The sequence below is a fragment of the Selenomonas dianae genome (genome assembly GCF_030644225.1).
In the GTDB taxonomy this organism is placed as follows: domain Bacteria; phylum Bacillota; class Negativicutes; order Selenomonadales; family Selenomonadaceae; genus Centipeda; species Centipeda dianae.
This window is the reverse complement of record NZ_CP128650.1, coordinates 518,270-540,014: the sequence shown is the minus strand read 5'-3', so window position 1 is coordinate 540,014 and position 21,745 is coordinate 518,270. Positions and strand designations below refer to the sequence as shown.

Here is a 21,745-nt window from a genome sequence, read left to right as displayed (position 1 = left end):
TTTATCTGTAATTTCTCAGGCACGAATCTCTGCGAGCAGTTCCTCCGTCTTTTCCTTCAGCAGTGCCTTATCCTGCCGTGTTTCGACGTTCAGACGGATGACCGGCTCCGTGTTGGACATACGCAGGTTGAACCGCCATTTGTCAAACTCGATTGAGAGACCATCCACCTTCGTCACCTTGCCCGCTGCGCCGTACTTCGCCTCGATGCGATCCATGACCGCCTTTGCATCCGTGACCTTACTGTTGATCTCGCCCGAGGTCGGATAGCGATCCATGCGCGCCTGCATCAGCGCGGAGAGGGTCTTGCCACCCGATGCGCTCATCAGCTCCGCCACAAGCAGCCACGGAATCTGACCACTGTCGCAGTAGGAGAAGTCGCGGAAATAGTGATGTGCGCTCATCTCGCCACCGTAGATTGCGTTGACCTGACGCATCTTGTCCTTGATGAATGCGTGACCGCTCTTGCACATGACAGGCTTGCCGCCGAGGCTCTCGGCAATCTCAATCGTGTTCCAGATGAGGCGCGGATCGTAGATGACGCTCGCCCCCTTGTTCTTCTTCAGGAACGCCTCGGAGAGGAAGCCCACCATATAGTAGCCCTCGATGAAGCCTCCCTTTTCGTCAAAGAGGAAACAGCGGTCGAAGTCGCCGTCCCACGCCACGCCGAAGTCTGCGCCCGTCTCGCGCACGACCTTCGCCGTCGCCTCACGGTTCTCCTGCAGGATCGGGTTCGGCACCCCGTTCGGGAAATTGCCGTCCGGCTCGTTGTAGACCTTGACCAGCTCGAACGGGAGATGCTTCTCCATCGCATTGATGATGGGACCTGCCGCACCGTTGCCCGTGTTGACGACGATCTTGTAGGGCTTCAACTTGCTCACATCGACGTAGGTAAGGATGTGCTTGACATATTCATCGAGAATATCCACCTGCTCGATTTTTCCGGGAACGGCTGCGGGCGCAGGATAGGTCTCACCGACCGCCATTGCCGCAATGTCCTTGAGCCCCGTATCGCTTGAGATCGGACGCGACTCCTCACGTACAAACTTCATGCCGTTGTACTGCTTCGGATTGTGGCTTGCCGTAATCATAATACCGCCGCCGAGCCCGAGGTGTGCCGTCGCGAAGTAGATCATCTCCGTGCCGCACTGCCCGATGTCCACAACGTCGCAGCCCGCCTCCGTGAGCCCCTTCGCGAGCGCATCGCGGATCGCGGGACCCGAGAGGCGGATGTCATGACCGATGGCGACCTTCTTCGCGCCGAACAGTGTGGGGAAACTGCGTCCGACACGATAGGCAAGCTCCTCGTTCACCTCGTCGGGATAGATACCGCGTACATCGTATGCGCCAAAACCCTTGTCTGTCACTGCCATGTAACGTCCCCTCCTCCATGGGTACGCCGTCCGGCGTCCCATATACACCCATCCGCTCCCGTGAGCCTCCGGGTCATAACAAAACACTAAACAATATAAATAACTATTCGCCGTCTGACAGGATTTTTCCTCTTTGTCACTTCAAAATCTTACGAACTTTTCTTTGAAAAGATGGATAAACGTTATAACAACGGATCCTTAAGGAATCGTACTCCCAAATGTTCAAGCATTATCAAAGGTTCTTTCTTGGGCGACATTTGAAGGCACTTCTTCCCCCCTATACAAAGACTCAAAGACATGAATCAATCTTTCTTGCAATTTACAATCCCAAAGACTTGTGCTAGGATGAACGCAGTATTTTCGCAAATCCGTATAGAAAGGGGCGTTTCCCATGGATAGTTCCGATTTTCGCATCATCTACCTTTTCACCGATCTTCTCGCGCCGCTCATCGTCGGCTATCTGCTCTATCGGCACGGGAAAATCTCAGACGCGCTCATCAGCCGCATCCTGCGTCTGAACGTCATCATCATCTACACGACGCTCGCCCTCATGAGCTGTTGGACACTCCCGATCTCGTGGGATCTCGCGCTCATCCCGATCTACGGCGTGCTTATCGTCCTCGTTCCGGGGCTTGTCGGATGGGCGTTCTTCATCCGTAAATATCGGAGTCCGCTCGATCGCGGCGCATACCTCGCAAACGCAATGATGTCCAACATCACCACCCTCGGCGGGGTCTGCGCCTACATCATCTACGGGGAGCAGGGCTTTGCCTACGCGCAGATCATGGGCATATTCCAAACCCTCATGCTCGTACTCGCCGTATTCCCCATGGCACAGTATTACTATTTGCAGCACAAGAATCACGGGCGCGGCGGCAAGATCCATATGCGCTTCCTCGATATTTTTCTCTCGTGGAATCAGCTCAGCATCCTCGGCATGGCGGCAGGGCTCGCACTCAATGCGGCGGGCATCGAACGCCCTGCCGCCGTCGGTACGGCGTTTGAGGGGCTGATCCACTTCGGCGCGTGGTTCGGTATGCTGCCCGTCGGCGCACTCGTCAACCTGCATCGTGCACGCCGCTACGCACCGTACACCCTCGACCTCTTTGCCTTGCGTTTTCTCATCCTGCCTGTGTTTATGATGGCGATTTCCTATCCGTTCGTCCGTGACCCCGTCCTTCTCGGTGCAATCCTCGTCTTCTCCGTCACACCGGGTGCGATCAACTCCGTTACGGCGGCGAAACTCTACCATCTCAACGTGGACTACACCATTTCGGGCTTCCTCACCACGAGCATCGCCTTCTTCTTTCTCGTCTATCCCGCACTGTTCTTCCTGCTGCGGTAAGACCGTCCGTATGCAAAAGCCCTGCCGCATTCCTGCGGCAGGGCTTTTCAATGTCAATATACCGGTAACCGACGATCAGACGCGGAAGCGCTCGATCTCGTTCTGGAGATCCGTTGCGATCTGCGCGAGGCTCTCGCTCGCCTCGGCGATGTCGCCGAGTGCCTGCGTCTGCGTGTCGACGGCGGCTTCTGCCTCGTCCGTCGTCACATCGTTCTCGTTCGCCATATCCATCAGCTTGTTGGCGACGGCAGCGATCGCCTTGTTCTTCTCCGTCAGCTTCTCGGCGGATTCGTTCAGCTTCGTAACAACGCTGTTCGCGCCCTCGACTGCCTCGGCAATCATGTCAAAGCGACGCTGCGTGCGTCCGAGATTGACGTTGCTCTCCTCGACCAGCTTCTTGGAGACCTCCATCGTATCGACTGCCTGCTGCGACTTCGTCTTGAGCTCGCCGATGATGCCGTTGATCTCATCCGTAAAGCCGCGCGACTGCTCGGCAAGCTTGCGGATCTCCTCAGCGACGACAGCGAATCCGCGCCCTGCCTCGCCCGCGCGCGCTGCCTCGATGGCAGCGTTAAGTGCGAGGAGGTTCGTCTGCTCGGAGATGGACTGGATCATCGCGCTCGCTTCTTCAATGCGCTCCGCACGCTCATTCGTCTCCTCGACCACGCGCGAAACTTCCTGTGTGGCATCAGCGGTCTCGGCGGACTTCTTCATAAGGTCGGCGAGGATCTCCGCGCCCTCGGTCTGGCGCTTCTGGATGTTCGCCGTTGCCTCGTTCATCTCCTCCATGACCTTGCGGTTGTTGTCAAGCATCCCGAGAATCTGCTCTGTATGATCGACCGCATCCTGCGTGTCCTTCACCTGCACACGCGCACTGTCGGCGATGTCGTGGATGCCCTTGCGCACGGTCTCCGCCGAGTGTGCTGTATTCTGCGCCGTCGCGGTCAGCTCCTCGCTCGTCGCGGCGACCGACTGGGATGCCCCGTTGATCTTGCCGATCATATCACGCATACTGTTCGCCATGCGGGTGAGAGATCCGACCATCGAGCCGATCTCGTCCGTACGTGCCGCATGTGCACGCACCTTCTCCCCCTTCGTCGGATCCATGTCGAGATCCGCAAAGCGCGCGAGCGTATCGGACACATCGCCGATCGGGACGATGAGGCGGCGCTGAACGAACATCGCAAGCGCGACCACGAGTGCCACCGTACAAATCACTGCCAGCACAACGGAGAAGATGACCATCTCGCGCGCGGTTCCGACGAATTTATCCTTGTCCGTGATGGAGAACACCGCCCACGACGTGTTCATCTCGTCGTACTTGATCTCGTGGTAGATGTAGACCGAGTCCTTCCCCGTCGTCGGCGAAACCTGCGTCTTGCTGTAAAGCCCCTCCGAGTAGATGCTCTGCTTCTCCGCCGCATCCAGGTGCATCAACTGGAACGCGTCCTTCATAACCGTATCCCGGCTCGTACCGTGTGCGATGACCTGCCCGGTATTGTCCATCATGATATAGATGTTGTCGGGCGTACTGAGCTTCTCGAACATCTCCTGAACCTTGTCCATATCGAAGTCGAGCGTGATCGCACCGACAAAGCGGCCGTCGACAAGGATCGGCAGACCGATGGAGGCCATGAGTGTTTTCTTGCCGCCGACTTCATCATAGTATGCCGGCGTGAGCGTCGGCTTCGAGGTCTTTGCCGGCTCCGTGTACCACGAGTCCGTATCGTAACCGGTCGTCGGCTCGAACTCAAGCACACCGCCCTCGCGTCCCAAATACGGAATCACACGCCCCGTCCCGTCGGAGAGCGGGTCGGCCGCATGCGCCGCATCCTGCCCGTCGAACGCATTCGGCTCGAATACCACGCCCACCCCGACGAGGTTCGGATTGGACTCCATGACATCCGAGAGCAGGACGTTCAGCGCATCACGGCTGCGTGCCTCCGGCGGCGCCGTCATCAGCGCGTAGATGTGCTGCCGCAGATCCAGTCCCGACTGCTTGACCGACTCATAGCTGCCAATCACGGGACGTGCCTTGTCGCCCAGTTCGTTGTACTGCGCCTGCGACCCCATGTTGAGAAGCTCCTCGTAGGCACGATAGCCGACGAACGAGATAAGGATCGTCACCATGACAACCACGCCGATGAGCGTGATTGCATTCAGCTGAAAGCCGATCCCCCTTCCCTGCTTTTGCCCTTGTTCCTGCAAAATATTCTCTCCTTTCCCATACGCACGATTGTCCCATGCAGAAAGGGCATCCATCCCCCACATATCGTGCGCATAAAGACGACGATCATGCCGCCGCCCGAAAATGATACTTCATACACTGCTTTAATTCGTCATGCCCCTGTTTTTTCCTTCAGAAAAATTTTATTTATTTCCATGCGTCAACCGTCTTTTATCCATGACAAAGGACTGCCGTACGAAACTATCATCCCCGCACAGCAGTCCCATCGTATTTCTTGTTTAGAAGTGATCGTCGTCCATCTCCGCCTTGCTTGAGAGCACGGCTCCCGTTACCGCGTCAATGCGGAGCTTGTACTCCATATTCCCCACATAGCACTTCACCTTGTAGACGGGGTGGAATCCCGGCTGTCCCGTCATTGGGGCGGACTGTGCAGGCGATGCCGTCGGTGCGGACGCTCCCGCATCTGCAGGTATCTCCGCCGGAGGGGGCGACATCATTTCGCGGTGATCGCGGTCATGTTCCCGCAATCCGTCACAGTCATGTCTGCGATCATCTTTGTGTTTCTTCTCATGTTTTCCATTGCGGTCATCATGATCCTTCATCGTCAGATAGACCTTGCGGAAGTCCAGCTCTGTTACGTCCTTTCCGATCGCGTCCGACGCAATCATCCGCACATGATCCTCGTCGATGAGGACAATGCCGCGCTGCTCTGCCTGCGCCGCGATCATCTCGGAGCGTGCCTGTTTCTCCTGCGCAGAACGCGCCTCCGCCCGCTGATTGTAATAGTACGTACCGCCCGCACTGACGACGCAGGCGAGTACGGCAAGCACCGCCGCCTTCTTCAAACGGGCGGGAGTGAATACGCTCTTGACCTGATCCTTGACATTCTTCATTTCCATGATGATTTCCTCCTCTGCCTTTCGGCGTTCACATATGTTGTATCATTGCTGATGGGTACATCATAGGGGGAAATATTAAACAATGTGTAAACAGCAAAATAACTTTCTTGAAATTCTTTCATGGACAAAGATTTTTTGCTGTGCTTCGGTTATAATGACAGGGATCATTGCTCACGAAAGCGAGGTATGCCCATGCATCTGCGCGATCTGTCGCTCAGGACAAAGCTGCTAGCAGCAAATACGTTGATGGTTGTCATACCGATTGCGGTGCTCATCGCCGTCGGCGCGGCACTGTTCGGTGGGCTGCGTCATGCGGGAACGCTCCAGTATCAGGTGCTCGCGATGCTCTGGCCGGAGCAGGGCAGTACGCTCTCCGTGCAGTTTGCCCTGAGCTCGCTGCGCACCGAGGTGGAGAAGAAAAAGTTCAAGCTGCACAATATCGAGAGCGACATCCATCTGCTCGAAGGTGCGGGAGTCCGCCTCTGCGCCGACCAAAAGGACACACACTACCTGACCGAGGGCGCAGATGCGGAGGAGATCCGCCGCATGGTCACGCTCAAATGCGGCGCACGCGGCTCCGCGCTCACATGGGATCGGGACGGTTTCTTCTTCCGCTATGAAGGACTGCGCAGTGGAGCTGTTCTCATGGGTGCGGGTGCTGTCCCCATGATGCGCGGTGCGGAGGAGCCACCGCTCCCGCACGATGTACGCGAACGCATCGTGGATACGGTGCTCATCCTGCTCATCGGCACGGCATCCGTTGGGATTCTCCTCCTCGGTCGCTTCCTCGCGCGTCTTCTCTCGGCGCAAATTCTCGCGCCGCTCGCAGAGCTGCGCACAGCCGCCGCAGCCATCCGCCATGGCGATCTGGAGCACGCGCTCCCGCCAATGGGCAGCGATGAGGTGGGCGAGACCTGCCGCGCATTCGACGAGATGCGGCAGGAGTTGGCACGTGCCCGCGCACGCGAGGCGGCGGAGGAGGAGCGCCGCCGTACACTCTTCATCGGCATCCTCCACGATATTGCAACGCCGCTGACCGCGATCAAGGGCTATGCAAGCGGCATTCTCGACGGCATCGCCTCCACCCCCGAGAAGCAGCGCACCTATGCAGAGCGCATCCATCGCTCTGCTGCGACGATGGCGCGTCTGACCTCACGTCTGCGCGAGTTCCTGCAGCTCGGAAGCGATCAGCTTCCACTCGCATGGGAAACGGTTCGTGCACGGGACTTCCTCGGCGCAGTCATCGCAGAATATACGCCCGATTGCAATGCGCAAGGAATTCACCTCACACTGGAGGACGGGGATACGAATCCCGCCGTCTGCATCGACTGCGACGAGTTCACCCGCGTGCTCAAAAACCTGTGGGAAAACAGCGGCAAATATCGGCGCAATGCGGACGTGGACGTTCATCTGTCACTTGCCACAGTGAACGGCTTCCTCGCCATCCGCTGTGACGACAACGGGATCGGCGTTCGCGCCGAGGATCTGCCGAAGCTCTTTGACAGCTTTTACCGCACGGATGCGGCACGCACGAATGTCGCGGGCGGCAGCGGTCTCGGGCTCGCCATTGTACGTCAGATCGTGACGGCATTCGGCGGGAGCGTACACGCCGAGCCGTCGCCCATGAACGGCCTTCGCGTTGTACTGATGCTGCCCATTGTAAATGAGGGAGATGCAGAATGAAGAAGATCCTACTGGTTGAGGATGACAGTGACATCGCGGAACTGGAACGCGACTATCTTGAGGCGGACGGCTTTGCCGTGGATATATGCACCGACGGAGACGAGGGGAAAAGCCGCGCGCTCTCGGGCGGGTACAGCCTGATACTGCTCGATGTCATGCTGCCGGGTGCGGACGGCTTTGCGATCTGCCGTGCGGTGCGCAAGGAGCTCGACATCCCCATCCTCATGGTTTCGGCGCGTCTTGAGGATGTGGACAAGATCCGTGCGCTCGGACTCGGTGCGGACGACTACGTCGTGAAGCCGTTCAGCCCGAGCGAGCTCGCCGCACGCGTCAAGGCACACATCGCCCGCTATGAACGTCTGAAGGGAAGCGCACAGGAAATGCCTTCGGCGCTGCATTTCGGCGATCTTGAGATCCAGCCGCAGACGCACCGCGTCTTTGTCGCAGGATGTGAGGTGCGCCTCGCAACGCGCGAGTTTGAGCTGCTGCTCTTTCTCGCGGAACACCCGCAGATCGTATTCAGCAAGGAGGCACTCTATGACCGCGTCTGGGATCTGGACGCTATGGGGAGCACCTCTACCGTCGCTGTCCATATCAACCGTCTGCGTGAGAAGATCGAGCCCGATCCCGCACATCCGCAGTGGATTCAGACGGTCTGGGGCGCAGGCTACCGCTTCAACAACGAGGCAGTGGGAGAGACGTGAATTTTTTCCTGTGAACATTTTGCTAAATCACGTTTTTTTGTTATAATGAAAAGCGGTTTTGCAGAATACTATTTAGGGAGTGTATCTAACTCATGACAGCAACCGCATGGTCGATCCTGCCACCGATTATTACCATCGTCCTCGCGCTCTGGACGAAGGAAGTCTATATGTCGCTCATCATCGGCATCTTCGCGGGCGCAATGCTTTTCGCGGGCGGGAACTTTCTCCAGGCGACGCTGACGATGTTTCAGGTGATGGCGGACAAGGTCGGCAGCAATGTCAACATTCTGGTCTTTCTCGTCATCCTCGGCATTCTCGTCGCCGCCATCACGCGCTCCGGAGCAATGAATGCCTACGGCGACTGGGCGTCGCGGACGATCCGGGGCAAGCGCAGCGCGTCCCTCGTCACGGTGCTGCTCGGCATCGTCATCTTCATTGACGACTATTTCAACTGCCTCACGGTCGGTACGGTCATGCGTCCCGTCACGGACAAGTTCCGCATCGCGCGGACGAAGCTCGCCTACATCATCGACGCGACGGCGGCACCGATCTGCATCATCGCTCCCGTTTCGAGCTGGGCGGCAGCAGTCGGCTCGTCACTGCCCGAGAATTCGCAGATCGACGGCTTCATGCTCTTTTTGCAGACGATCCCCTTCAATCTCTACGCATGGCTGACCCTCATCTTCATGATGTTCATTATCTGTACGGGACGCGATTTTGGCGCGATGCGCAGGAGTGTCCGCAGGTCGAACGCGGAGTTCGAGATTCCAAAGGAGTATCAGGACACGGCGGAGGCATCGGCGAGTGCGGCGAGCGAGGGGCGTGGCAAGATGCTCGATCTCATGCTCCCCCTCCTCGTCCTCATCGGCGCGTGCATCTACGGGATGCTGTATACGGGCGGCATCCACGAGGGCAAGGGGATTGCAGATGCGTTCGCGGACTGCGACTCGTCGAAATCCCTCGTCCTCGGCTCGTTCATCGCATTCGTCTTTACCGGGCTGCTCTACCTCCCACGCCGCGTGGTGTCGTTCAATGTGTTCTGTGACAGCTTCGGCTGGGGATTCAAGGCGATGACCCCCGCCATCTTCATTCTCTGCCTCGCGTGGACGCTCTCGGGGATCTGCAGCAAGGAATACCTCGACCTCGGCGGCTTCGTCGGCGCAGTTGTGCAGGCAAATGCAGGGGTTGTCATGTTCCTGCCGCCGCTCTTCTTCCTCGTTGCAGCGGGGCTTGCGTTCGCCACGGGCACGAGCTGGGGCACGTTCGGCATCCTCATCCCGATTGCGATTGCCGTCCTCGGTCAGACCGCCCCTGACATTCTCGTCGTCTCCGTCGCCGCCATCCTCTCGGGCGCGGTCTGCGGCGACCACGCCTCGCCCATCTCCGACACCACCATCCTCGCCTCGGCAGGTGCACAGTGCCACCACCTCGACCACGTTGCGACACAGCTGCCCTATGTCGCCGTCGTCGCCGGCTGCTCCCTCCTCGGCTACATTACCGACGGGTTCACAGGGAACGGCTACATCGGGCTTGGAGTTGGCATCGCCGCCCTCGCCCTCACGATGACGTTTGTTTTCTCGCGCGTGAGCTCGGCAGAAGAATAAAAACGGCATCGGTACGTTGTGTTCGTACCGATGCCGTTTTTTTATTGTTCTACGCCGCGATCCGTCTGCCCGTGCCCGGCTCATTTTTCAGCATATATTCACCGACGGAGGAAAACTCCCCCGACCGGAGTGCATCGAGCATACGGTTGATCTGCGGCGGCGGGGTCCATGCCAGAGGAAGGAAACAGCCCTCGCAGCGGTTGTACATCGCGTGCAGATCATTCTCCGCATGGCGGCGCAGCAGCGCATACTCCGCCTTGCTCCGCTCGTAGCGCCGACCGGAGCGCAGATAGCCCGCCGTCGTGACTACACCCCAGAGGACAAAGTAGTATGCCCAGATGAAATGCGGCAGGAAGGGCGAGAGCGGTAAATAGACGAGTGCCGCGACAAGTCCGCCGACGAGCAGCCAAAGGGGCAGGGACGGGCGGCTCATTCCCTCCTCGATGTAGTCCAAATCCGCAACGACCTGATAGAGGTTGCTGTGTCGGACGAAGTAGTCCTTCAGCCGGTACAGCTCCTCGATCTGTACTGCCCGTCCCGTCGGTATTGCCTTCGGCTCATTCAGAGCGATCTCCGGCGGCATTTCCCTTTTGTGATCCGCTGCCGTATCCGCAAGAAAGCTCCATGTTTCCAGTTCGTCGTCAATGAGGGCACGCTTGCCGCAATGCGGGCAAACACGCGTAAGTCCCTCTATTTTCTCTCCGCATTCGTTGCAAATCATATCGTTTCCTCCTTACTGTCAAAATTTTATTTCATATCTTAACACAAATGATTTTATTTGTCTAATGAAAGCAGCGGTATACATGAAAAAGCCTCCCCCGTTTCCGAGAGAGGTATGTATGTGGTCTTATCCCTTCTTCTGCTTCGCCCGATAGCCGAGCCGGAGGACGAGCAGCCACACGGGCAGGATCGGCACGGCGAGCTGCATTCCCGGGATCTGTGCCATCATGACGACGACACCGACGAGGAATACGAGGCAGATATAGTTGATCCACGGATACAGCGGTGCACGGAATTTGACAGGCTTCCCCTCGCACGTCATCTTCCGACGAAATTTCAGATGCGTTACGACAATCGTCACCCAGCTGATGACGGCGGCGCACGTTGCAATCGAGATGAGATAGAGGAATGCGTCGCCCGGGAAGAAGTAGTTCAGAAGCACGACAATAAGCGTGATGCCCGAGGAGATAAGGATGCCAAGCACGGGCACACCGCGCACGGAGAGGCTTTTGAGCACCTGCGGCGCATCCCCGCGCTGCGCGAGGCCGTAGAGCATACGGCTGTTGCTGTAGATCGCGGAGTTGTAGACGGAGATCGCAGCGGTGAGCACGACGAAGTTCAGGATGTGCGCGGCGGCAGGGATGCCGATGTTTTGAAAGATCTGCACGAAGGGGCTCGCCTCCATGCCGACCTCGTTCCACGGCCAGAGTGCCATGAGCACCGCCATTGTGCCGACGTAGAAGATCAGGATGCGCCAGATAACCTGATTGATCGCCTGTGGGATTGTGCGGTCGGGATCCTCCGCCTCGCCCGCCGTGATGCCGATGAGCTCGATGCCGCCGAACGAGAACATGACGACCGCCGTCCCGAGCAGGAACCCCCACCAACCGTTTGGCAGAAAGCCGCCGTGTGTCCAAAGGTTGCTGACGTTCGCGGGAAACGGTGCGCCCGTGACGAGAAGCCAGCCGCCGAGCCCGATCATGAGGACAATCGCCGTGATCTTCACGAGCGCCATCCAGAACTCCATCTCACCGTACGCACGCACATTGATGAGATTGAGCACGGTGATAACGGTAAGACAGATGAGTGCCGAGAGCCACTGCGGGAGATCGGGCAGCCAGAAATTCATATAGATGCCGACCGCCGCGAGCTCCGCCATGGAAACAATGATGTAGTTGAACCAGTAGTTCCAACCGGAGAGGAAGCCCGGAAAGTCGCCCCAATATTTGCCCGCATAGTAACTGAACGAGCCGGAAACCGGCTCATCGACCGCCATCTCGCCGAGCATCCGCATGATAAAGAAGATCATGATGCCGCCGAGAAGATAGGCAAGCATGACCGCAGGTCCTGCGAGTGCAATGGTGGATGCCGAGCCGTAGAAAAGCCCTGTCCCGATCGCCCCGCCGAGCGCGATCATCTGGAGATGTCTGTTCTTCAGCCCGCGCCGGAGGGCGGGCGATGCTTCCTGTTCCTGCATAAAAACTCCTTATTCTTAGCCGCGCTGCCGTGCCTTTAACGCCTGTTCGACCTCACGTTTGGCATCCTTTGCACGCAGACTTTGCCGCTTGTCGTAGTTGTGCTTGCCACTGGCAAGTGCGAGTTCGAGCTTTGCCCGTCCGCGCTTAAAGTACACCTTGAGCGGAACGAGGGTCATGCCCTTCTCTCGCGTCTTGCCGAAGAGTTTCAGAATCTCCGCCTTGTGCATGAGCAGACGGCGGACGCGCAGCGGGTCGTGGTTGAACCGATTGCCCTGATCGTACGGGCTGATGTGCATGTGATCGAGAAAGATCTCCCCGTTCTTGATGTAGGCATAGCTGTCGCGCAGATTTGCTTTGCCCGCACGCAGGGACTTGACCTCCGTCCCGACGAGCTCCAGCCCCGCCTCGTATGTTTCATGGATGAAATAGTCATGACGCGCCTTACGGTTCTCACAGGCGATCTTGATGCTCTCGTTCTTCTTTCCCATCGAAATTCCTCACTCGGCGTTTCCCGTTCCGCCCTCGGTCTTGCGATTCATGCGGCGTGTGGGACGCGGCGCACGGCGCGGCTTCTCTGCGGTATCCGTCTCCGGCTTCTGCGAACGGTAGCCCGGCGGATCCGGCCAGACGGCGCTGTTGAGCCCCGTCACCTTGACGCGATGGTAGTCGCGCGACCCGCGATCCGCGCCATCGTCGGATCTGCCGCGCCCACGTATGCGGTCGCGACGGTCGCCGCCCTGCGCGGCGCGTGTGGGACGCTGTCCGCGCCCGTCGTCCACCTTAGATGTTGCGGCACGCGGCTTCGTGGGGACGCTCGCGGCTGCCTTGCGTGCCGCACGCTCCCCCTCCTGCGCCCGTTTGCCGCGCGAGCCGTGTGCGCCGCGCGTTTTCTTGCGCCGCTCGGCGGGCGTTGCCGTGACATCGGCGAGGATCGGCTCTGCCTTCTTCTCGCCCTTCTTTTTGCGTGAGCGACGGCTGCGCCCGCCCGAGGAGGCGGATTTTTCGCCGCTTTCCTTGGGTTTCGCGGATGTTTTCACGTTTTTCACCATATTCGGCTCGTAGACACCGTTATCCTTCAACACGAAGTCAAGCGTCCGCGCCTGTACATCGGCACGCGTGATGATGATGGTCACGGGATCGCCGAGGCGGTAGCGCGTTCCTGTGCGCTCGCCGACCATCGCGTACTGCTCCTCGACGTAGGCATAGTAGTCGTTTACCATGGTCGAGACGTGTACAAGCCCCTCCACGCCATTCTCAAGCTCGACGAAGATGCCAAATGCCGTGACCCCGCTGACCACACCCTCGAAGGTCTCTCCGACGAACTGCGCCATGTACTCGATCTTCTTCATATCCGTGGTCTCACGCTCCGCCTCAATGGCGATGCGCTCACGCGCGGAGGAGTGCTCCGCAGCCTCGGGCAGTGTGGCACGCAGACGCTCCCGCTTCTCTGCGGGGATGTGACCCGTGGCAAAGGTCTCGCGCAGCAGCCTGTGTACCAGAAGATCGGGATAGCGGCGAATGGGCGAGGTGAAATGCGTATAGTAGCGTGCGGCAAGCCCAAAATGCCCGAGGCTCTGCGTCGAGTAGCGTGCCTGCTGCATGGAGCGCAGCGCGACCGCACCGATGATGCGCTCCTCGGGTGCGCCCTTCACACGGTCGAGCACCGCCTGGATGTCGCGCGGCTGCACCTTGCCGTCCTCACCCACGTTCAGGCGCAGCCCGAGTGCGGCGAGGAGACGTTGGAAGCGCTCGACCTTCTCACTGTTCGGTGTTTCGTGCACGCGGTAGACGAAGGGCTCTTCTTTCAGCTCCATGTGACGTGCAACGGTCTCGTTGGCGATGAGCATACACTCCTCGATGATGGACTCACCAATCGAGCCCGTCCGCTTTACGAGTGCGATGGGATGTCCCTCGGCATCGAGCTTCACCTTAATCTCGGGCAGTTCAAAGTCAATCGAGCCGCGCCGATGGCGCTTTGCCCGCAGCACCTCGCGCAGACGGCGCAGGGTCTCCATCATGGGGCGGATGTCCTCGTTGTCCGAAACAAACGGCTCCTCGCCCGCGAGAATTTTATTCACAAGCGTATAGGTGAGACGGCGTGCGACATGAATCACACAGGGTACGATCTCATAGTTTTTGACTTCACCGTCCGCACCGATCTCCATCTCGCACGCCATCGAGAGACGGTCAACGCCCTCATTGAGGCTGCAAATACCATTCGAGAGTTCACGCGGCAGCATCGGAATCACACGATCGACGAGGTAGACGCTCGTCCCGCGCTGCGCCGCCTCCACGTCGAGCGGTTCGCCCGCACGGACATAGTGGCTGACATCGGCGATGTAGACCCCGAGGAAGAAGCCGCCATCCTTCTCGTAGGCATAGATGCCATCGTCGATGTCCTTCGTGTCCTCGCCGTCGATCGTGACGACGGGGAAGTCGCGGCGGTCATGCCGCCCTGAATACTCTTCGGGCAGTGGGTTCTCGGGGCAGCGTGCGGCGGCTGCCGCCACCTCTGGTGGGAAGTGCTCGTCCAGATGGTACGCACGCATGACGGCGAGCACATCCACGCCGGGATCGCCCGCCCTGCCGAGCACCTCGACGACGCGCCCCTCCGCGCTGCGTCGTTCCTCGGGCCACTTCGTGATCTCTACGACGACCTTGCTGCCCGTCTTTGCGCCGCCAAAGTCTTTTTTCAAAATAAAAATGTCCCGCCCGATCTTCGTGCTGTCGGGTGTGACAAAGCCGAATGCCTTGCTGCGCTCAAACGTGCCGACAATATGCGTATTCGCACGATCGAGAATGCGAATGATCTCGCCCTCACGCGCACGTCCCTCTGTCTCGGACGGTGTGACACGCGCCACGACGCGGTCGCCGTGCATGGCGCTCGCGAGCAGGGAGCCCGGTACGAATACATCCGATTCGTCCTCTGTCGCACGCACATCGGGGATGATGAAGCCGAACCCCTTCGGCGACATGGAGAGCCGCCCGACGACGAGGTTCATGCGGCTCGGCAGCCCGTAGAGGCCGCTGCGGTTGCGGATGATCGCCCCCTCTGCCTCAAGTGCCGCCAGCGCAGACGAAAGCAGCGGCTCGCCCGCCTCAGGCAGTCCAAGCCCCGTGCGCACCTCTGCCTCGGGCAGCGGGCGATAGGCGTCCTCCCGCATAAAGGCTTGTACGCGCGCTTTCAGCGTATCCAGTTGTTCTTGTTCCATAATTCCCTCTTTTTTCCGTTCTATTCTTCTCTTTCCGATCCATCCCGAAGAAATTCCACCGTGCGCGCAAAAACGTGTTCCCTGACCCCCGTATCGAGCGGCAGCAGATGCCCCGCATCGGGCAGGATGAACTTCTCGCGCCGAGAGCTTCGAACATTCTCATAGAGATAGTCCGCGCTCCTCGGATCTGCCGTATGGTCGCGCGCCCCATGCACGATCAGGAGCGGCGCATCCACATCCTCGATCTGTGCGCAGAGAACGGCAATGACATCCATCATCTCATGGATGGATACGAGCGGCATCCGCCGATAGGTGTTGTTCGCCCCCGGGGGGACGTTCGTGAGTTTGCGGCGAGCCTTCGGCACATAGCGGTCGATGCACGCCTCACGCGTCGGCAGGTGCTCGATGCCCTGCTCGGGCGCAATCATGATCGGTGCGCCGAGACTGACGACGTGGGCGATCTCCGCCTCCATGGAGAGCAGCAGGGCAAAGACCGCGCCCATCGAGTGCCCGACCACAGAGATGCGCTCACATGCGCCGCTGAGGATGGAAAAACCGTCACGCACGGAGTCCATCCAGTCCTCGTGCTCCATGCGGCTCAGATCTTCAACCGTCGTGCCGTGCCCCGCAAGCCGTATCGCGAGCACGGTAAAGCCACGCTCGTTCAAATATTCGCCCATGAGGCGCAGTTCCGCCGGCAGTCCCGTAAATCCGTGAATGAGGAGGACACCATGCCGCCCGCCCGGCAGAAAAAACGGCTCTGCTCCCTCAAGGTGCATAATAACTCCTCCTTTTTTCGACGCAGTTCGGTCGGATACGCCCAATGATTCCTCCATCTGAAAAATCCCTGCACCGACGCAGCGGCAGCAGGGATTTTCCCGTGTCGATCAGCTCGACATCCGCGCAATCACAATGGTGATCACACCGAACAGAATCGCAAACACAATGGTCACACGTGCGAGCAGTGCGTCCATCCCGCGTGCCTTGCCCGAGAACACCGTATCCCCGCCGCCGTCAAGACCGCCCATGCCGGCGGACTTCGCCTCCTGCCCGAGTACGGACGCGATGAGGATGATCGCGACGATTGCATCAAGTACCATTAAAAGTGTGAGCAAGAAAAAGCCCCTTCCTTCACTAATATTTATATTTTGTTATCATAGCACAGAGAGCGCAGGAGTGGCAAGATTTTTTAGTGCAGCGTGCGATGCTGCCGAGCAAACGCCGATGGAATACACGCATATGCCACAGCACCAAAGGTACTATTCCTCCTCATGGGAGGCAGGTGCTTCCTGCGCCTCCAACACGCTGTGCGGCAGATGAACGAGAACGCGCGTGATGCGCATACCGTCCACCTCCTCGACGTAGAGCAGCGTACCTGTATGTGCAGCCATCTGCCCTACACGCGGGGTCTCGCCGAGCTGATCGTAGAGCCAGCCGCCGACACTGTCCACATTCTCGTCGTCGATGCGGACACCGAGCAGGTCGTCCAACTCCTCCAGCAGGAGTTTCGCATCAACAGAGCAGAGATCGCCCGCACGCCACTCCACGCGCTCGCGCTCCTCGTCGAACTCGTCGCGGATGTCTCCAACGATCTGCTCGACAATATCCTCGACTGTGACCATGCCCGCCGTACCGCCGTACTCATCGACCACAATGGCGAGCTGCGATCCCTGCTCCTGCATTGTGCGCAGGAGGACGCTGCCGTCCATGCTCTCGGGCACGACGAGCGCCTTGCGGATGTAGCGGCGCAGGTTCAGCCGCTCCCCGCGCACGAGCGGCGGCAGGAGATCCTTGACATGGATAAAACCGATGATGTGATCCTTGTCCTCATAGCAGACGGGATAGCGCGTCTGCTGCTCCTCAAGGATGGTCTTGATACGCTCGGCGGGCGTGTCGTCGAGATAAAGACAGATCATATCCGTCCGCGGCACCATGATTTCGCGTGCATTCAGCTCCGTGAATGAAAAGACATTGTCGACGAAGTCCGCCTCCGTGCTGTTGATCAGTCCCTGTCGATAGCTCTCCTTCATCAGAAGCCGGATCTCCTCCTCCGTGTGCGCGTCCTCGTTCTCGCCCTTCACATCGTAGCCGAATTTACGGCTGATCGTGTTCGCAACCGTGTTCAAGATCCAGACAAAGGGACGCATGACGCGGCCGAACAGCACCATCGGGAACGCAATCGCAAGCATGATGGCCTCGACGTTCGCAATCGCCATCGACTTTGGCGTGAGTTCGCCGAGCACGATGTGCATTGAGGTGATGATCGTAAAGGCGACCGCGAGCGCAATCGTGTGCCCGACCTCGTCGGGCAGACCAAACATATGCGTCACAGGCAGGATGAGTGTCGCAATCGCAGGCTCGCCCACCCAGCCGAGACCGAGCGAGGCGAGCGTAATGCCGAACTGTGTCACAGAGAGCGAGTAGTCCAGGTGCTCCGTGAGCTGCTTGGCGTATCCGGCGCGGCTGCTCCCCTCCGCGATCAGCGTCTCAAGGCGCGAGGTGCGGATCTTCACACAGCAGAACTCCGCCGCGACAAAGAAGCCGTTCATGAAGATCAAAAAGGCAACAAGCAGTATGTCGAGCAATGTGGGCAATATGTCCACGAACAAATTCCTCCTTTGGAAATGCGTGGGAACGCGAGGGGATCAGGCACGCGGCAGACGCGCGAGTTCGATCTCCATGCGTGCGGCGAGCGTTCTCAGTTTGCCCTGTTCTTTCTCGTCCACGAGCGAGATGACCGCGCCCGCCTTGCCCGCACGTGCCGTACGCCCCGCGCGATGGCGGTAGGTACGCACATCCTCGGGCAGGTCGAGATGGATCACATAGTCCACGTCCTCGATGTCGAGCCCGCGCGCAGCAAGATCGGTGGAGATGAGGAGCTCGGCGCGTCCCGCGCGAATGGCGTCCAGTGCCGCACGCCGCTGATCGCGCCGCTCCTGCCCGATGAGGGCAACGGCCTTGATCCCCTCGAAACGCAGCTTTTCAAGCGCATGAGCTGCATCGAAGCCGCGCCCGACAAAGACGAGCCCGCGTTTGATGGGCAGACGGCGCGTCAGCTTTTGTACCGCTTTTATTTTATCACGAAACGGTACAATATGATAGTAGTTTTCATAGGCTGCGTCCGTTCCCTCCATGCGGATGAGGCGCGGCGCACAGAGTTCCTCCGCCATACGGACAGCTGATGCTCCCGCCGTCGCCGAGAGCAGGAGCGTCTGACGTTCGGCGGGCAGGAGACGGAGAAGCGCACGCACCTCATCCAGATGCTGCTTTCCGAGCAGACGGTCGAACTCGTCCAGAACGAGCAGTTTTACACCCGCGAGTTTCAGCTTGCCGAAACGGTGGAGCTCCTGCACACGCGGCGCAGAGCCGACGATGAGCGCGGGCTTTTTCTTGAGCGATTCGATCTGCCGCTTGATGTTCGCCCCACCGATGAGTGCCTGCACCCCGATGGGAAGCCCTGCCGCCTGTGCCAGCTCACGCGCGACCGTCGCAATCTGCATCGCAAGCTCGTGCGTCGGCGCGAGGACAAGTGCCTGTGCCGCGCGTACGGTGGGGTCGATGCGCCTCATGATGGGCAGGAGGTAGGCGAGCGTCTTGCCTGTCCCCGTCGGTGCCTCGCCGATGAGGTTCTCCCCCGCGTGCGCGGCGGGGATAAACGCCGCCTGAATCTCCGTCGGCGCAGTGATGCCACGCTTTGCGAGGGCGGCGATGAAATGCTCGGGCACACCGAGCGATGTAAAATCCATAGTTTCCTCCTGCGGAATTATTAATAATTTGGCAGATTCGTACAAGGGCAACAGCGCAATGCTCCTAAGCGAACCCTAGTGAAGCAAGCGAGTAAAATGTGCGTTTCGCCCCCGGCGTACTTCTTTCGTCCAAGCGCAGCGCGTTTAAGAAGTGCGCCGGTATTTAGGCGAATAAGCACATGATCGCTTGCGTAACGAGGTGTTCGCGTGGAGCACGCACTGCATACAGAATTATAGACATCAGTCACCAAAAAACAGCGCATCCATCTCTGCCTGTTCGTCCGCCGTCGGCGTATAACTGCCGCGCGGGGTGTATGTGGGCGCAGGAGACGCAGACGGACGCGCTCCCGATGCCACCCCTGCGCTGCGCGGCATCCGCTTCCCTGTAAAGTCCGGCTTTCCGCCCGCATCGTTCGCCGTCATGCGGCACTGCGGGAACGCCGAGCAGCCCCAAAAGTCGCCGTGCTTCCCCTTTCGCTTCAGCATCACGCCACGTCCGCACGCGGGACAGGGCACGCCCCCACCACCCGCGATGGCCGCGGTCTGCGCCGCTGCACAGAGATCACGCGCAAACGCCGCCTGTCCCGCAAGGAACTCCTCGGGCGTGCCATCGCCCTGTGCCATCGAGTGCAGCCGATCCTCCCAGACCGCTGTCGCATCGGGGTACGTCATCGTATCGGGGAGCGCGTCGATGAGGAGGTACGCCGCATCCGTCGGCGTGAGAATCTTCTTCTTGCCCGCCGCATTTAGGAATCTGCGCCGAATCAGATCCTCGATGATGCTCGCACGCGTCGCCTCCGTGCCGATGCCGGAGACATCGCGCAGCATCTTCTTCGCCGTCTCGTCCTTCACGTATTTGTGAATCTCCTTCATGCCCTGCAACAGTGTCGCGGGCGTAAAGCGCGTGGGCGGCTTTGTCCGGCGCGTGCCGAGTTCTGCGGACACATAGTCCGCCGCATCGCCCTTTTTCATCGGCGGCAGGACAGCACTCTCCTCGTCCTCCTTCTCCGCATCCTCCTCGTTTTTCGCCGTACGGTACATCGCACGCCACCCCGCCGTACGCTCCGTACGTCCGCTCGCAGCAAACAGCTCGCCGTGGTAGGTAACATCCACCTTCGTCTGATCGTAGACATAGTTCGGGTAAAACTGCGCGATGTAGGCGCGTGCAATCAGCTCGTAGATGTTTCGCTCCACCGCACTGAGCCGCGCGAGGTTCACGGGGACGGTCGTCGGGATGATCGCATGGTGCGCCGCGATCTTCGTGTCGTTCCACGCACGGGATTTTTTCTTCGCATCCGCCGCCCGCGCCCACGTGCCGAGCTCCGAGCCGTCCAGTGCGGCGAGATTACCGAGGATCTTCACTGCATCCTTGTGCTGATTCATGGGCAGATACTCCGCGTCCGAGCGCGGATAGCTCGTCAGCTTCTCCTCGTACAGCTTCTGCGCCGTGTCGAGCACCTGCTGCGGCTCGTAGCCGTACCGCTTGCCCGCAAGCACCTGAAGTGCGGACAGGGAGAACGGGAGCGGCGGCGGCTCTTCCTTCTTCTTGCGCTCGTAGCGCGTCACCTTTGCGTCCTGCGGTTCTTCGCCAAATGCCGCAAGTGCCGCGCGTGCGGCATTTTCATCCACAAGCCGCCCCTCGGGGTCGAGCGGCGTGCGCTCCTCCGACGGCTTCCACCGTGCGCGGAACGATTCACCCGACTTCTCGTGACGAAACATCGCGTCGAGCAAATAATATGTCGCGGGCTTAAAGTTCTCAATCTCGCGCTCCCGCCGTACAACAAGCGCAAGCGTCGGGGTCTTGACACGCCCGATGGGCAGCACGAGCCTGTCATGCCCCGCACGGCGTGCCGCAAGCGTATAGGCACGCGAGAGATTCATCCCGATGAGCCAGTCCGCACGCGCCCGCGCCAGTGCCGAGCGTTTCAGCGGCAAAAAATCCCGATTATCGCGCAGATCGCCGAGCGCATCATGAATACTTTTATCATCCAATGCGTTGATGAGGATGCGCCGCACGGGCTTTTCGTTGCCGAGGAAGTCGAGCACCTCGTCCACGAGTAGCTGCCCCTCGCGGTCGGGGTCGCCGCCGTGCACGATCTCATCGGCACGCTCGATCAGCCCCTTTACGACAGCGAACTGCTGCGCCGCACTCTCATTCACGACGAGCCGCCACTCGGCGGGCAGGATCGGCAGGTCCTCCGCACGCCATCGTTTCAGCTTCGGATCGTATTCCTCCGGCTCCGCCTGCCGGAGAACGTGACCGAAGAGCCATGTCACCACGCCGCCGCCCGTCTCGATCCACCCCTGCCCCTTGCGGTGCGGCTGCGGCAGACACGCGGCGAGCGCACGCCCGACACTGGGTTTTTCCGCAATGTAGAGCCTCATGCAAACACCTTCGAGAGTGCCCAGACAAGGAGCACGAGCCAGAGAATCAGCACAACGGATGCCACAACGAGTACAAGCGTCCCGTAACGCGCCACGCTGCGCTCTCCCTCCTCACGCGCCTCGGGAGGAAGCATACGCACGAGCAACTCCGTCGCCGCCGGCAGGATCACCATATCGTCCACCGCACCGAACAGTGGAATCGTATCGGGAATAATGTCAATCGGGCTGACGAGATAGAGCAGCGTCAGAGGAAAGAGATATTTCACCGCGCGCGGCGTATCGCGCCGCACCATTGCAAAGAGCAGCACGGCGATGTCGCGCCGCAGCGCACGCAGCAGCACCAAGAATCGCAGCATAAAAACCTCCGATCATGTTACGTCATTATGCACAGTATACCATTCTGCCCACGC

At 59.5% G+C, this 21,745-nt stretch carries 17 protein-coding genes; 4 read left to right on the top strand and 13 right to left on the bottom strand.

The features are described 5' to 3' along the window. Window positions 1-15: 15 nt before the first annotated feature. Complete coding sequence (locus QU667_RS02630) at window positions 16-1,371, bottom strand: phosphohexomutase domain-containing protein (RefSeq protein ID WP_304987788.1); 1,356 nt, start codon at window positions 1,369-1,371, stop codon at window positions 16-18. A 391-nt stretch (window positions 1,372-1,762) separates the two neighbouring features. Here QU667_RS02630 and QU667_RS02625 point away from each other — a divergent pair, with 391 nt between their 5' ends. Beyond that, complete coding sequence (locus QU667_RS02625; protein WP_304987787.1) at window positions 1,763-2,716, top strand: AEC family transporter; 954 nt, start codon at window positions 1,763-1,765, stop codon at window positions 2,714-2,716. A gap of 75 nt (window positions 2,717-2,791) precedes the next feature. On the opposite strand, the gene QU667_RS02620 is transcribed toward QU667_RS02625, so the two are convergent. Next, window positions 2,792-4,924 (bottom strand): methyl-accepting chemotaxis protein, encoded by a 2,133-nt coding sequence (locus QU667_RS02620; RefSeq protein ID WP_439653978.1) that lies wholly within the window; start codon window positions 4,922-4,924, stop codon window positions 2,792-2,794. A 258-nt stretch (window positions 4,925-5,182) separates the two neighbouring features. After that, window positions 5,183-5,803 (bottom strand): peptidase, encoded by a 621-nt coding sequence (locus QU667_RS02615; protein ID WP_304987786.1) that lies wholly within the window; start codon window positions 5,801-5,803, stop codon window positions 5,183-5,185. A gap of 192 nt (window positions 5,804-5,995) precedes the next feature. On the opposite strand from QU667_RS02615, the gene QU667_RS02610 reads away from it, so the two are divergent. The 3 genes from QU667_RS02610 to QU667_RS02600 all read left to right on the top strand — a co-directional run bounded on the left by QU667_RS02610 (window position 5,996) and on the right by QU667_RS02600 (window position 9,794). After that, complete coding sequence (locus tag QU667_RS02610) at window positions 5,996-7,486, top strand: sensor histidine kinase (RefSeq protein WP_304988385.1); 1,491 nt, start codon at window positions 5,996-5,998, stop codon at window positions 7,484-7,486. Beyond that, on the top strand, window positions 7,483-8,190 hold the full coding sequence (locus tag QU667_RS02605; protein WP_304987785.1) for a response regulator transcription factor: 708 nt from the start codon (window positions 7,483-7,485) through the stop codon (window positions 8,188-8,190). The genes QU667_RS02610 and QU667_RS02605 overlap by 4 nt, the downstream gene beginning before the upstream one ends. 92 nt (window positions 8,191-8,282) lie before the next feature. Next, window positions 8,283-9,794: a Na+/H+ antiporter NhaC family protein gene (locus QU667_RS02600; protein ID WP_304987784.1), complete on the top strand. Its 1,512-nt coding sequence runs from the start codon at window positions 8,283-8,285 to the stop codon at window positions 9,792-9,794. Between the two features lie 49 nt (window positions 9,795-9,843). Here the strand turns inward: QU667_RS02600 and QU667_RS02595 are convergent, their stop codons facing one another. From QU667_RS02595 to QU667_RS02550, 10 genes are all read right to left on the bottom strand, one after another. After that, complete coding sequence (locus QU667_RS02595; protein WP_304987783.1) at window positions 9,844-10,515, bottom strand: zinc ribbon domain-containing protein; 672 nt, start codon at window positions 10,513-10,515, stop codon at window positions 9,844-9,846. A gap of 126 nt (window positions 10,516-10,641) precedes the next feature. Beyond that, entirely contained in the window at window positions 10,642-11,991 is a 1,350-nt protein-coding gene (locus QU667_RS02590) for an amino acid permease (RefSeq protein ID WP_304987781.1), read from the bottom strand. Between the two features lie 15 nt (window positions 11,992-12,006). Further along, window positions 12,007-12,480, bottom strand: coding sequence for an SsrA-binding protein SmpB (gene smpB / locus QU667_RS02585; RefSeq protein WP_304987780.1), 474 nt, complete (start codon window positions 12,478-12,480; stop codon window positions 12,007-12,009). Window positions 12,481-12,489: 9 nt separating this feature from the next. Next, the gene (gene rnr / locus QU667_RS02580; RefSeq protein WP_304987779.1) at window positions 12,490-15,204 is read right to left on the bottom strand and encodes a ribonuclease R; all 2,715 of its coding nucleotides are present in this window, start codon (window positions 15,202-15,204) and stop codon (window positions 12,490-12,492) included. Between the two features lie 20 nt (window positions 15,205-15,224). After that, the gene (locus QU667_RS02575; RefSeq protein WP_304987778.1) at window positions 15,225-15,983 is read right to left on the bottom strand and encodes an alpha/beta hydrolase; all 759 of its coding nucleotides are present in this window, start codon (window positions 15,981-15,983) and stop codon (window positions 15,225-15,227) included. A 108-nt stretch (window positions 15,984-16,091) separates the two neighbouring features. Further along, window positions 16,092-16,304 (bottom strand): preprotein translocase subunit SecG, encoded by a 213-nt coding sequence (gene secG, locus QU667_RS02570; RefSeq protein ID WP_006693319.1) that lies wholly within the window; start codon window positions 16,302-16,304, stop codon window positions 16,092-16,094. Between the two features lie 159 nt (window positions 16,305-16,463). Beyond that, entirely contained in the window at window positions 16,464-17,807 is a 1,344-nt protein-coding gene (locus tag QU667_RS02565) for a hemolysin family protein (protein WP_304987777.1), read from the bottom strand. Between the two features lie 42 nt (window positions 17,808-17,849). Then, window positions 17,850-18,950, bottom strand: a complete 1,101-nt coding sequence (locus QU667_RS02560; protein ID WP_304987776.1) for a DEAD/DEAH box helicase — start codon at window positions 18,948-18,950, stop codon at window positions 17,850-17,852. Between the two features lie 240 nt (window positions 18,951-19,190). After that, a complete protein-coding gene (locus QU667_RS02555) occupies window positions 19,191-21,335 on the bottom strand; it encodes a DNA topoisomerase III (protein ID WP_304987775.1) in 2,145 nt (714 codons plus the stop codon). Further along, window positions 21,332-21,691 (bottom strand): YkvA family protein, encoded by a 360-nt coding sequence (locus QU667_RS02550; RefSeq protein ID WP_304987774.1) that lies wholly within the window; start codon window positions 21,689-21,691, stop codon window positions 21,332-21,334. Before QU667_RS02550 ends, QU667_RS02555 begins: the two co-directional genes overlap by 4 nt. Between the last annotated feature and the right edge of the window lie 54 nt (window positions 21,692-21,745).